Below are 11,479 nucleotides of genomic sequence, written 5' to 3' on the forward strand. Positions count from 1 at the left end.
GGGATCGCCTACGTCATCGGGCTCCGGCCGGCGATCATCGGGGACGACGCCGGGGTGACGGTCCGCAACCCGCTGCGTGTCGCGCGGGCGCCGTGGCGGGCCGTCCGGGAGATCCAGGGCACGCACACGCTGACCGTGCGGTTCGCCGGGCCGGGCGGGACGGAGCTCAAGGCGCGGGCGTGGGTGCACCAGACCTCGCCGCGCGCGCAGGCGCGGGCCGAGGCGCGGGCGCGGCGGGAAGCCGGGGGCGGCGCGGCCGGGCGGGGCGCCGGGAAGTCCGCCGAGGCGCTGCGGAAGGGACGCACGCCCGCGGCGTACGCCGCGCAGCGGCTGACCGAGATCCATGAACGGCAGCGGCCGCGGACCCGGTCGGGGGCACCCGACCGGGCGGCCGCCGCGTGGGCCGAGGAGGACGCGCCCGCGACCGGGACGATCTCCTGGTCGGTCCCGGCGGTGGCGGCGCTGGCGGTGCCCCTGCTGGCGCTGGCGGGGTTCGCGGTCGCGGCGGCGGTCAGCTGAGCCCGAGAGCGGCCGCGACGCCCTCGCGGAGGCCGGCCAGGGCGGCGGCGGCCTCGGCGCGCGCCGCGGTGACGTCGTCCGCGGGCAGGACGACCTCCAGATAGCACTTGAGCTTGGGCTCTGTCCCGGACGGGCGGATCACGACCCGCGCGTCCCCGGCGAGGTGGAAGCGCAGGCCGTCGGTCGGCGGCAGTCCGTCCGCGCCGAGCGCGAGGTCTTCGGCCGTCTCCACGGCGCGCCCGCCGAGTTCGGCGGGCGGCCGGGCGCGCAGCCGGGCCATCGCGGCGGTGATCAAAGACAGGTCGTTCACCCGGACGGAGAGCTGCGCGGTGGCGTGCAGCCCGTACCTGCGCGCCTGGTCGTCCAGGAGGTCGAGGAGCGTGCGGCCGTCGCGTTCGGCCTCGGCGGCCAGCGCGGCGAGGGCGAGGGCGGCGCCGATGCCGTCCTTGTCGTTGACGGGGACGCCGCGGTCGTCGCCGACGCTGTGGCCGAGGGCCTCTTCGTAGCCGTAGACGAGACGGTCGCCGGGACGCGCGGCCTTCATGATCCATTTGAAGCCGGTGAGCGACTCGGCGAAGCGGACGCCGTGCGCCGCCGCGATCCGGCCGAGCAGCGACGATGACACGATCGTGGTGACGACCAGCCGGTCCTCGCCGGTGGTGTGACGCAGGACGTGCTCGGCGAGCAGCCCGCCGACCTCGTCGCCGGTGAGCGCGCGCCAGCCCGCGGGGCCGGGGACGGCCACTGAGCAGCGGTCGGCGTCGGGGTCGTTGGCGATCACCAGGTCGGCGCCGCGCTCGCGGGCCAGCGCGAGGGCGAGATCGAGTGCGCCCGGTTCCTCCGGGTTCGGAAATGTGACGGTCGGAAAGTCGGGATCGGGCTCGGCCTGCTCGGGCACGACGGCGGGCGCGGCGAATCCGGCCCGCTCGAACGCGCGCAGGAAGACGTCGCGTCCGACGCCGTGCAGGGGCGTATAGACCACCGAGATGTCGCGGGCGTCGCCGAGGCGCAGGCCCGCGACGGCGTCCAGGTAGGGCGTGAGGTCGTCCAGGACCGTCCAGCCGTCGCCGAGGGGCAGCCGGTCGACGCGCCCGACGGCGTCGATGGCGGCGGAGATCTCCGCGTCGGCCGGTGGGACGATCTGCGCGCCGTCGGCCCAGTAGACCTTGTACCCGTTGTCGCGGGGCGGGTTGTGGCTGGCCGTCACCATCACGCCCGCCACGGCCCCGGTCGTGCGGACCCGGTGCGCCAGGACGGGCGTCGGAACCGGGTCGGCGAACACCTCGGCGCGCAGCCCGGCGCCGGTGAGGACGGCGGCGGTGTCCTCGGCGAACCGCCGGGACCCGTGCCGGGCGTCGAACCCGACGGCGACCAGGCCGCCGGGCGGCAGGCAGGCCGCCAGGCCCGCCGCCGCGCGCATCACCGTGACCCGGTTCATCCGGTTCGGCCCGGCGCCAAGTTCGCCGCGCAGCCCGGCCGTCCCGAACTCCAGCCGCGCACCGAACCGGCCCGCCAGGGCATGGTCGTCACCCGCGTCCAGGATCGCCCGGAGCTCGGCGCGGGTGCCGGGGTCGGGATCCTGGGCCAGCCACTCCCGCGCCTCCGCGCGAAGATCGCCCATCACAGCTTCGACAGTACGGTGCCCAGGAGCGTTCCCATCCGCCCGGCCGCCGCGCGTCCGGCCGCGAGGACCTCCTCGTGGTCGAGTGGCTCGTCCGACAGGCCCGCCGCGATGTTGGTGACCAGGGACACGCCCAGGACGTCCGCGCCGCCCTCCCGGGCCGCGATCGTCTCCAGCACCGTCGACATCCCGATCATGTCGGCGCCCAGTGTCCGCAGCATCCGGATCTCCGCGGGCGTCTCGTAGGTGGGACCGCGGAAGGCCGCGTACACCCCCTCCGCCAGCGTCGGATCCGCCTCTTTGGCCAGGGTCCGCAGCCGCTTGGAGTACGCCTCGGTCAAGTCCAGGAACCTCGCCCCCGTCAGCGGGTTCGCGCCGGACAGATTCAGATGGTCGGAGATCAGGACCGGCTGGCCGACCTGCTGGTTCTCGGGACGCAGCCCCCCCGCGGCGTTCGTCAGCACCACGGTCGTGACTCCGGCGGCCAGCGCCGTCCGCACACCGTGCACGACCGCGTCCACACCCCGCCCCTCGTACAGGTGCGTGCGCCCCAGGAAGACCAGCGCCCGGCGCCCGGCCACCTCCACGACCCTGATTCGCCCGGCGTGCCCCTCCACGGCGGGCGGCGTGAACCCGGGCAGATCGCCGACGGCCAGCTCCGCGACCGGCTCACCGAGCGCGTCGGCCGCCGGAACCCAACCGGAACCCATCACCAGGGCGACATCGAAGGAATCGAGGGAGGTACGCGCGCGCAGCTCGTCCGCCGCGGCCCGCGCCAGTGCGAAGGCGTCGTTGCTCACATCGCCGACACTACAGCCGTGATCGGGCCGATCCGGCGCGTCAGGACGCGGACCGGGCCCGGACCGTCCGGTCGCCCGGCAGACGCACGGCGGCGGGCAGGTCCGGCCAGTAGTGCTCGGCGAACAGCCGCGCGACCAGCTCGCCGCGGCTTGAGACCTCCGCCTTGGCGAAGACGGCCTTGAGATGGTCGCGGACGGTGTGCGGCGAGATGACCAGCGCCGCCGCGATCTCCGCGGTGCCCAGCCCCCGGGCGACGAGCTGGGTCACCTGCAGCTCGCGGGGCGTCAGCCCGTACGCGCCGGCGACGATGACCGCGAGGTCGGCGGCGGGCGCGGGCTCCAGGACGAGCGCCACCGGCCCCGGCCGCCCGTCCGGGCCGCTGAGGCAGGAGGCGTGACAGGCCAGCCACCACCCCTCCGTGGTGCGGATGCGCACCCGGGCGTCGCCGTCGTCGCGGCCCCCGGCGACCGCCCGCGCCTGCAGGGCCGTCCCGGCCACCCAGATGGGCAGCCGCACGCCCAGCGCGGACGGGACGGACGGCCCGTCCGGCAGCAGCGCGAGATACCGCCGCGCCTCGTCGTTGACGGAGGTCGCCTCGCCGGACGCGTCGACGAGCACGAGCCCCGGCGCCGCGCCGCCCGTCCGGCCGCCGCCCCCGGCCGGGCGGGAGAAGCGGCGCAGCCGCGCGGCCAGCGGCGCCGACAGCCCCGCGAGCAGCTCCGCGTCGGCCGGACCGAACGGGGCGCCGCCGTTGCGGAACAGGCTCACCACGGCCCAGGGCCGGTCACCGGTCCGCAGCACGCCGCGCAGCTCGTCGGCCACGCCCTGGCGGCCCAGCAGGCTCCGGAAGCGGGCGCTGCGCGCGGGCAGCCCGCCGGTCGCGGCGCTCAGCCCGGCCGCCGGGACGGCCGCCCGGGCGAGGTCGCGGAAGGGGACGACGTTCTCCTCCAGCAGCTCGCTGCGCCAGTAGTCCGCGCACCCCTCGCCGGACCCGAGGTTCTCCACCAGCATCGGCGCGGTGATCAGGCCGGTCTCGGGGTCCGTGGCCGCCCACACGGCGGCGTCGAACGGCACGAGACGGCGCAGCGCCGAGGACGCGCGGCCGAACACGCCGAGCGGGTCGCCCGCCCGGTCCGCGGCCGACAGCACCCGGGCGAGGCGCGGGCCGGTCATCGCTCCCCCTTCACCATGAGACGGTCCAGCCTGCCGGACGTCCCGTCCCGCGCCAACCCCCCGTTTGAGGGGGCATGCCCGGCCGATCGCCCACATCCGGGGGATGGGGCCTCGCCCTGTGGGCGGCGAGGCTCGGACCCCGGACCACGGAAGGACACCATGGACATCACGATCGTCGGCGCGGGCGCGGCCACCGTGGCGTTGCTGGACACCCTGGCGCACACCGGCGGACAGCACGGCACCCTCACCATCCTGGAGGCATCGCCCCACTTCTGGAGGGGACGCCCCTACGCCCCTGACCTCGACACGGTCCTGGTCAACGCGCCCCCCGCACTCATGTCGATCCACCACACAGACGCGGGTCACTACGCCACCTGGCTGGAGGCACACGGCGGCGGAGTCATGGACGATCTGCTCGGACACCCCCTCGTCCCGCGTGCGCTCTACGGCGAGTACCTGGAGCACACGGCCCAAGCGGCATTGCAGGTCTTGCACGACAACGGCTGGTCCACCCGCATCCTCGCCGCCCGTGCCACCGGCGTGACCCGCTCAGGCGACCGCCTGAGAGTGCTCACCGAGAACGGACGAGAGCACCACGCCGACCGGGTCGTCCTCTGCGTGGGCGGGGGCACGCCCCAGGACCACTACGGCCTCACCGGCGCGCCGGGGTTCGTGGCGGACCCCTACCCCCTGGCCCGCACCCTCGACCGGATCCCGTCCGGCCACCCCGTCGCCATCATCGGCAGCGGCCTCACCGCGGTGGACGTCGCGGTGTCGCTCGCCGCCCACGACCACACCGGCCCCATCACGCTCGTGTCGCGCAGCGGCGTCCTGCCCCACGTCTGGCAACGCCCCACCGGATACCAGCCGCGACACCTGACCCCCGAGCGCCTCTCGGCACTCCGCCGCGCCCACGGCACCGTCACCCTCGACGCCCTCACCGGCCTGCTGCGCGCCGAACTCGCGGACGCGGGCGAGGACTTCGACCGGTTCGCCGCCGAGACGCTGGCGACCGCGACCGACGACCCCGTCGAACGGCTCCGCCGCCAACTCGCCGCCGTCGACGACCCCCGCATCGGCCGCCGCGTCCTACAACAGGCGGCGCACGCCCTCGGCCCGGCGGCCTGGCGATCGATGCCCGAGCCCGACCGCGACCGGCTCCGGGAGCACTTCCGCGTCGCGACGAGCCTCGCCTCACCGATGGTCCCGGTCAACGCGCAGACCCTGCTCCGCCTGTTCGACTCCGGCCGCCTCACCACCGTCACGGGCGTCGAGAAGATCGAAGCATCGGACGGGACATTCCACATCCACGCCGCCACCGACCACCGCACCACCACCGTCATCAACGCCGTGAACCCGCCACCCCGCTCCGTCCCCCGCGAAGCGGCCCAACTGGTGGCCTCACTCGTAGAGAACGACCTCGCCACCCACCACCCGTCAGGCGGCCTACTCCCAGCCGACCCACGCCTGCACGTACTAGGCGACCTCTCCGCCGAAGGCCCCTTCATCACCTCAGGAATAGCGGGTCTTACAGCAGCGTCCTCGGCAGTCGGGCCCGGGGGGCCCTCCCTTCAACGGACACTGCGTGATCGCTAGCGGTGTTCATTGCAGCGTCCTTGGCGGTCGGGCCTTGGAGGCCCTCCCTTCAACGGACACTGCGCGATCGCTAGCATCGCTCCGACTCGCCCAGGGGCTCGCTGCGCGATCAAGTTCTCGCACGCTCGAACTTGGCTTCGCACGCGATCGCAGCGGATTCGCCACCTCCGGCAAGCTCAAGCCAGTGGTTTTTGCAGCGCGCTGGTGGTCGGGTCTCGAAGGGCTTTCCTTCAGCGGGCGCTGTGCGATTGGTGGCATCGCTTCGACTTGCCCGGGGGCTCGCTGCGCGATCGCAGCGGGCCCCGGGGGGCCTCTCAGATCTCCTGGGCCCGAGCTCCGAACGCGGACTAGCGGACTAGTCGCCTAGGGAGGCGCAGGGGCGGGTGCGGAGGTCCTTGACGTAATCGTCAGGGGCGCCGGCCTTTTCCGCGGCGTCCGCGAGGATGCCCACGTAGCGCGCGGACGGCAGCCCGCCCTCATAGTCGTCGAGGACGTAGAGCCAGCACAGGACGTCGCCGTCGAGCGTCTGCACCCGGACCCTGATCTTGCGGTAGACGTCCAGCGCGGCGCCCTCCCAGGCGTCGAGCTCCTTCTCGTCCCAGGCGGGCACGTCGTACATCACGACGAAGACCTGCTCGGAACGGTCCTCGACCACCGTCGCGAGGGCACCCTCCCAATGCTTGTCCTGCCCCCCGAAGGTGAGCCGCCAGCCGGCCAGCCAGCCGGTGCCGCGCATGGGCGAGTGCGGAGCCCGGCTCGCCATCTGCTCAGGGTCCATGTTGGAGGCGTACGCCGCGTACAAAGCCACGTTGGCCAAGATTACGCCACGTCGCCGACGCCGTCCGCAGCGAAGGAGGATCACCACCTGTACGGGCGACGGCGGCCAGGCCGCGCGCGGGCATCCTGGAAAGTACTTGACGCGATGGAAAGTAGAGCGTACTTTCCATGATGGAAACAGCTTCACGACCAGGAAAGCAGGTTGTTCATGGACCAGAACGCGTCGAGCCCCGCCGAGGCCCTGGCCGAGATCCAGCGCACCCAGCGCTCCGCGTACGCCCACCAGCACCTCCCGATCTGGTACACCCCCGCGTTCATCGCCGCCGTCACCCTGCTCGGCATCGGCACCGAACTCCACGGCGCGGCCCGAAGCGGGACGCTCGCGGCGGCGGCCCTCGTCCTCGGGCTGGCCGTCGCCGGACTGTCCCGCACCACCCGGGTGCGCTGGAGGGCCCGCACCTGGACGCTCGCCGCCGGAGCCGAGTTCGGCGCCTGGGTCGCCTCCATCGCGGTCGTGATGGGCGTGACGGGCCTGGCCATCGGCGCGGCCGACTACGAGCCGATCCTCCAGCGCGCCGTCATCGGCCTCGTCGGCGCCGCCTACAGCGCCCTCACCCTCCGGTGGATCGAGCGGCGCGTGCTCGCCCGCACGGCCGGAAAGGTCGTCCGGTGAACCTCGACCCCGTCATCCACGCGCCGGTGCGCCTGCAGATCGTCTCCCTGCTGGCCGCCGCCACCGAAGCCGAGTTCTCCTTCGTCCGCGACAGCCTGGAGATCAGCGACTCGGTCCTGTCCAAGCACGCCAGCGCCCTGGAGAACGCCGGATACGCCCACATCCGCAAGGGACACGTGGGCAAACGCCCCCGCACCTGGCTCAAACTGACCGACCAAGGCCGCGCGGCCTTCGCCGACTACGTCACCACCCTCCAGCAGATCGTGGGCCACCCCCTGACCACTGAACCCCACCAGCGGACGGCGTAGCGAACACCCGCGAAGAACGCACGACCCGCTCCCCGCAACCGGCCCCGTCGAGGTCAACGCAGTAAGCACAGGGGGTGCCCAAGGCGGCAGGGCCAACTGCGACCGCGTGCGAAACCAGGTTCGAGCGCGCAAGAACCCGATCGCGCAGCGAGCCCCCCGGGCGAGTCGAAGCGATGCCAGCGATCGCGCAGTCCCCGTGGAGGCGAGGGCCTCCAGGGCCCGACCGCCGGGGGCGCCGCAAGGACCGGGGGCGCCGCAAGGACCGGGGGCGCCGCAAGGACCGGGGGCGCCGCAAGGACCGGGGGCGCCGCAAGGACCGGGGGCGCCGGATCGCCACAGGTTTGAGCATGCCGAAGGCGACGGAGTGGCTGCGATCGCGTGTGGAGCCAGGTTCGAGTGTGCGAGAACGTGATCGCGTAGCGAGCCTCTGGGCGAGTTGGAGCGATGCGAGCGATCGCGCAGTGCTCGTGGAAGGGAGGGCCTCCAAGGCCCGACCGCCGAGGGCGCTGCAATGACACGACACAGCACTGCAAGAATGAGCTAATGACCCGCATTGTGATCATCGGAGGAGGGCCGGGCGGCTATGAGGCCGCGCTCGTCGCGGCGCAGCTCGGCGCGGACGTGACCGTCGTGGAGCGGGACGGTCCGGGGGGCGCGTGTGTGCTGACCGACTGCGTGCCCTCGAAGACGCTCATCGCCACGTCGACCCGGATGGCGGTCATGTCCGAGTCGGCGGGGCTCGGTCTGCGGTTCAACGGGGGGCCGGACGGGATCGTCGGTGGGCTCGAGGCCGACATGGCGACCGTGAACAAGCGTGTGAAGGATCTCGCGCGGGCGCAGTCGTTCGATGTGGCCGAGCGGCTCGCCTACGAGGAGGTCAAGATCGTCCGCGGGGCGGCGCGGCTGGTGGAGCCGCATGTCGTCGCGGTGGGGGAGCGGCGGATCCAGGCTGACATCGTGTTGCTGGCGACGGGGGCGACGCCCCGGGTGCTGCCGGGCGCGGAGCCGGACGGTGAGCGCATCCTCAACTGGCGTCAGCTCTATGACCTGCCGGAGTTGCCGGAGGAGCTGATCGTGGTCGGTTCCGGTGTGACGGGGGCGGAGCTGGCGGGGGCGTACCTGTCGCTGGGGTCGCGGGTCACGCTGGTGTCATCGCGTGACCGGATCCTGCCGACGGAGGACGCCGATGCCGCCGCGGTGCTGCAGGAGGTGTTCCTGCGGCGCGGGATGAACGTGATGTCGCGGTCGCGTGCGGCGGGGGTGGAGAGGTCCGGGAACGGCGTGATCGTCACGCTGGAGGACGGTTCCAAGGTCGAGGGCACGCATTGCCTGATGACGGTCGGCATGGTCCCGAACACGCAGGGCATCGGCCTGGAGGATGTCGGGGTCCGTTGTGATTCGCGGGGCTTCGTGGAGGTCGACAAGGTGTCGCGGACGTCCGTCCCGCACATCTACGCCTCGGGCGACTGCACCGGTGTGCTCATGCTGGCGTCCGTCGCGGGCATGCAGGGCCGGATCGCGATGTGGCACGCGCTGGGGGAGGCGGTGCAGCCGCTGAAGCTCGGCTGGGTGGCGTCGAACATCTTCACCGACCCGGAGGTCGCGTCGGTGGGCGTGACGCAGCACATGGTCGATTCCGGCGACGTCAACGCCCGGACGGTCATGCTGCCGCTGTTCACGAACGCGCGGGCGAAGATGCAGGGCTTCGAGGACGGTTTCGTGAAGCTGTACTGCCGTCCGTCGACGGGCATCGTGCTCGGCGGGGTGATCGTGGCCCCGCGGGCGAGCGAGCTGATCCTCGGCGTGTCGATCGCCGTCCAGCAGCATCTGACGGTCGATCAGGTCGCGCACACGTTCGCGGTGTACCCGTCGCTGTCGGGAAGCATCACGGAGGCGTCCCGCCGCCTCATGTCCGAGCACGCCTACTAAACCCCGCCCCACAGCGGTCCTGGGCCGTCGCGCGAGCGCGCTACCTGACCGGCGGGCAATGCCGGAAGCGAGCCCTGCCGGGAAGATCGGGAGGTCCTTCGCGGCGTTCAGGAAGCGAGTCGTGAGGTGAGCTCTTGGGCCTGGCCAAGGACGTCCCGCAGCGGTTCCGGGTCGTTGCGCGGGTGCGTGACCTGGCAGGTGGGGTGATGCCGGAGGCGGGTCCTGTCGGGGAGATCGGGAAGTGTTTCACGTTCGCGTGAGCGCAGCCCGTGTGCGAGCCGTGACGCGAGTTCTTGGGCTGGCTAGGCTCCGCCTCGCAGTGGTCCTCAGCCGTCGCGCGGGCGCGTGATCTGGCTGGTGGGGTGATGCCGAGAGCGGGGCCTGTCGGGATGGTCGTGGAGTGGTTTGTGCTCGCGGCTGTACGGTCACGGTTCGGGTCGCCGGGGGAGGACCGTGGCCGGGGTTGAATTAGTACGACCTAGTGGCGGGCGGGTGGGCGGAGGCCGTGGCGTTGTAGGCGGGCGCGGCGGAGGTCGTCGGAGCTGATCGCGACCGTCAGGGTGCTGGCGACGATGGCCAGGAGCGGTACGGTGACGCGGACCCACAGGGGGCCGGGCAGCAGCGCCAGCAGGGCGGACAGCGGGACCATGAGGGCCAGATGGCGCATCAGGAGGCGGCTCCGCCAGCCCGCGTCGGTGAGGTCGTGTCTGACCCAGTCGCGGTTGCCGGGCGGGAGGCGGAAGCCCAGCGCGTACGCGACCCGCTGCAGCGGGTTCGGGTCGCCGGGGATGCGACTCATGATCGCTCCTTTCGGGCCGGGTCAGAACCCGCCGCCGTCGCCGCCTCCACCGAAGTCTCCGCTGCCGAAGTCCCAGCCGCCGCCGATGTCGCCGCCGTCGCCGCCGAACCCGCCGGACGCGTCGCCGCCCCAGCCGCCGCCCCAGCCCCAGCCGCCGCCGAGCGACGAGCCGAGCAGGGTGCCGACCATCATGCCGCTGAGCAGGTCGAACCCTCCGTAACCGGCGTAGTAGCCGCCCGCGTAGGGGGCGTAGGCGGGACCGGCGTCCCAGTAGGGGCGGCGGACGCCGCCGTGCGGGACCATGCGGACGTCGGGGTCGGTGCCGTGCAGCACGGCCGCGGCGTCGGCCTCGCAGGCGGGGACGGGTCGTGCCACCCCGCCGGGCGGCGCCCAGGTGACGTCCTCCACGGACGGTCCGTGCTGCGGGTTGAAGAAGCACGGTGGGCGTCGCTCAGGGACGGGGTCACCGGCCAGGCGCGCGCGCGTGGCCGTCATGTAGTAGCGCCCGTCCTCCAGCGCGGTCGTGACCTCGCGCATCTGCTCCGGTCGCGTAGCCCGCTCTGTGGTCGTCTTGGCGGTGTCGTAGGAGTTGAGGGCCCGTTCGTAGTCGGCGCGGGTGTCGGCGTCGAGGTTCTGGTCCATGACGTTGAGGTCGAGGCGCGCGATGTCCTCGCCGAGGAGCGTCACGTCCTCCTGGACGCCGTGCTTGAGGTCGGCCATCTGCCGCTCCTCGCGCGCCCTGCGCCGCCTGCGGTTCACGAGGAACACTCCGGTGCCGCCGGCGACCAGCAGGACGAGTGCGGCGAGCGTTACGTACCCGCCGATCGCGCCGGACCGGGCGTCCTTGTCGGCCTTCTCCTCGGCGAGAGTCCCGAACCGGATGATCCGGTCCTTCAGCGGCAGCCCGTTGGTGCGGGTGACGAGCTGGTTCATCTCCTTGGAGCTGAGGCTCTTGGAGACGCCGCCCATCCGCCGCCCGTCGGCGGTGACGGCGATGTACGTCCGGCCCTTGCCGACGCGTTCGGCGACGGCCTTCAGCATCGGGCCGACCTCGGCGGGCGTGATGTCGCCGCGCACCACCACGGCGCGGACGTCGGCGTCGCCGTCGCGGTCCAGGGCGGCCTTGACCTCGTTCTGGGCCGCGGCCGGGAGCGGCGCCCCCGCCTCGGTGGACACGTACAGCCGGGAGCCGATGAGGCCGTTGGCGATCTGCCCGACGGTGTCGGCGGGCAGCGCCGCCGCGGCGGGCCGCGCGGCTCCGGCGGGTCCGGCGGCCCGCGCGG

11 protein-coding genes are annotated in these 11,479 nt (G+C 73.2%); 5 read left to right on the forward strand and 6 right to left on the reverse strand.

Features of this window, described 5'->3' with window-relative positions; all coding sequences use genetic code 11:
* Positions 1 to 519 (forward strand): PH domain-containing protein (locus E1291_RS32990; RefSeq protein ID WP_131741993.1); only part of this gene is annotated, 519 nt, incomplete at its 5' end.
* Here the strand turns inward: E1291_RS32990 and E1291_RS32995 are convergent.
* From E1291_RS32995 to E1291_RS33005, 3 genes are read right to left on the reverse strand one after another with little or no spacing between them, the layout of a single operon-like run.
* The gene (locus E1291_RS32995; protein ID WP_131742002.1) at positions 512 to 2,140 is read right to left on the reverse strand and encodes a phospho-sugar mutase; all 1,629 of its coding nucleotides are present in this window, start codon (positions 2,138 to 2,140) and stop codon (positions 512 to 514) included. The two genes, E1291_RS32990 and E1291_RS32995, sit on opposite strands and share 8 nt — an antisense overlap.
* Positions 2,140 to 2,940 (reverse strand): purine-nucleoside phosphorylase, encoded by an 801-nt coding sequence (locus tag E1291_RS33000; RefSeq protein WP_131741994.1) that lies wholly within the window; start codon positions 2,938 to 2,940, stop codon positions 2,140 to 2,142. Before E1291_RS33000 ends, E1291_RS32995 begins: the two co-directional genes overlap by 1 nt.
* 40 nt (positions 2,941 to 2,980) lie before the next feature.
* Positions 2,981 to 4,114, reverse strand: coding sequence for a helix-turn-helix transcriptional regulator (locus tag E1291_RS33005; RefSeq protein WP_131741995.1), 1,134 nt, complete (start codon positions 4,112 to 4,114; stop codon positions 2,981 to 2,983).
* A 159-nt stretch (positions 4,115 to 4,273) separates the two neighbouring features.
* On the opposite strand from E1291_RS33005, the gene E1291_RS33010 reads away from it, so the two are divergent.
* On the forward strand, positions 4,274 to 5,710 hold the full coding sequence (locus tag E1291_RS33010) for an FAD/NAD(P)-binding protein (protein ID WP_131741996.1): 1,437 nt from the start codon (positions 4,274 to 4,276) through the stop codon (positions 5,708 to 5,710).
* 355 nt (positions 5,711 to 6,065) lie between these two features.
* Here E1291_RS33010 and E1291_RS33015 read toward each other — a convergent pair whose 3' ends face one another.
* Positions 6,066 to 6,518, reverse strand: coding sequence for a gamma-glutamylcyclotransferase family protein (locus tag E1291_RS33015; RefSeq protein WP_131741997.1), 453 nt, complete (start codon positions 6,516 to 6,518; stop codon positions 6,066 to 6,068).
* Positions 6,519 to 6,695: 177 nt separating this feature from the next.
* On the opposite strand from E1291_RS33015, the gene E1291_RS33020 reads away from it, so the two are divergent.
* From E1291_RS33020 to E1291_RS33030, 3 genes are all read left to right on the forward strand, one after another.
* Entirely contained in the window at positions 6,696 to 7,160 is a 465-nt protein-coding gene (locus tag E1291_RS33020) for a hypothetical protein (protein WP_131741998.1), read from the forward strand.
* Positions 7,157 to 7,468, forward strand: coding sequence for a winged helix-turn-helix domain-containing protein (locus E1291_RS33025; protein WP_131741999.1), 312 nt, complete (start codon positions 7,157 to 7,159; stop codon positions 7,466 to 7,468). The genes E1291_RS33020 and E1291_RS33025 overlap by 4 nt, the downstream gene beginning before the upstream one ends.
* Positions 7,469 to 8,011: 543 nt before the next feature.
* On the forward strand, positions 8,012 to 9,397 hold the full coding sequence (locus E1291_RS33030; RefSeq protein WP_131742000.1) for an NAD(P)H-quinone dehydrogenase: 1,386 nt from the start codon (positions 8,012 to 8,014) through the stop codon (positions 9,395 to 9,397).
* A gap of 478 nt (positions 9,398 to 9,875) precedes the next feature.
* On the opposite strand, the gene E1291_RS33035 is transcribed toward E1291_RS33030, so the two are convergent.
* Both E1291_RS33035 and E1291_RS42470 read right to left on the reverse strand, forming a co-directional pair.
* On the reverse strand, positions 9,876 to 10,196 hold the full coding sequence (locus E1291_RS33035) for a DUF5313 family protein (protein WP_131742001.1): 321 nt from the start codon (positions 10,194 to 10,196) through the stop codon (positions 9,876 to 9,878).
* 21 nt (positions 10,197 to 10,217) lie between these two features.
* Positions 10,218 to 11,479: hypothetical protein (locus E1291_RS42470; protein ID WP_165495398.1), on the reverse strand; the 1,262-nt coding region annotated here is incomplete at its 5' end.

The sequence above is a fragment of the Actinomadura roseirufa genome, from assembly GCF_900659635.1.
Classification (GTDB): Bacteria; Actinomycetota; Actinomycetes; order Streptosporangiales; family Streptosporangiaceae; genus Spirillospora; species Spirillospora roseirufa.

What these genes read in the sequence shown, in the direction of transcription:
- E1291_RS33035 (WP_131742001.1), bottom strand. Translation starts at nt 10,196, where the DNA reads ATGAGTCGCATCCCCGGCGACCCGAACCCGCTGCAGCGGGTCGCGTAC.
- E1291_RS33020 (WP_131741998.1), top strand. Translation starts at nt 6,696, where the DNA reads ATGGACCAGAACGCGTCGAGCCCCGCCGAGGCCCTGGCCGAGATCCAG.
- E1291_RS32995 (WP_131742002.1), bottom strand. Translation starts at nt 2,140, where the DNA reads ATGGGCGATCTTCGCGCGGAGGCGCGGGAGTGGCTGGCCCAGGATCCC.
- E1291_RS33030 (WP_131742000.1), top strand. Translation starts at nt 8,012, where the DNA reads ATGACCCGCATTGTGATCATCGGAGGAGGGCCGGGCGGCTATGAGGCC.
- E1291_RS33005 (WP_131741995.1), bottom strand. Translation starts at nt 4,114, where the DNA reads ATGACCGGCCCGCGCCTCGCCCGGGTGCTGTCGGCCGCGGACCGGGCG.
- E1291_RS33010 (WP_131741996.1), top strand. Translation starts at nt 4,274, where the DNA reads ATGGACATCACGATCGTCGGCGCGGGCGCGGCCACCGTGGCGTTGCTG.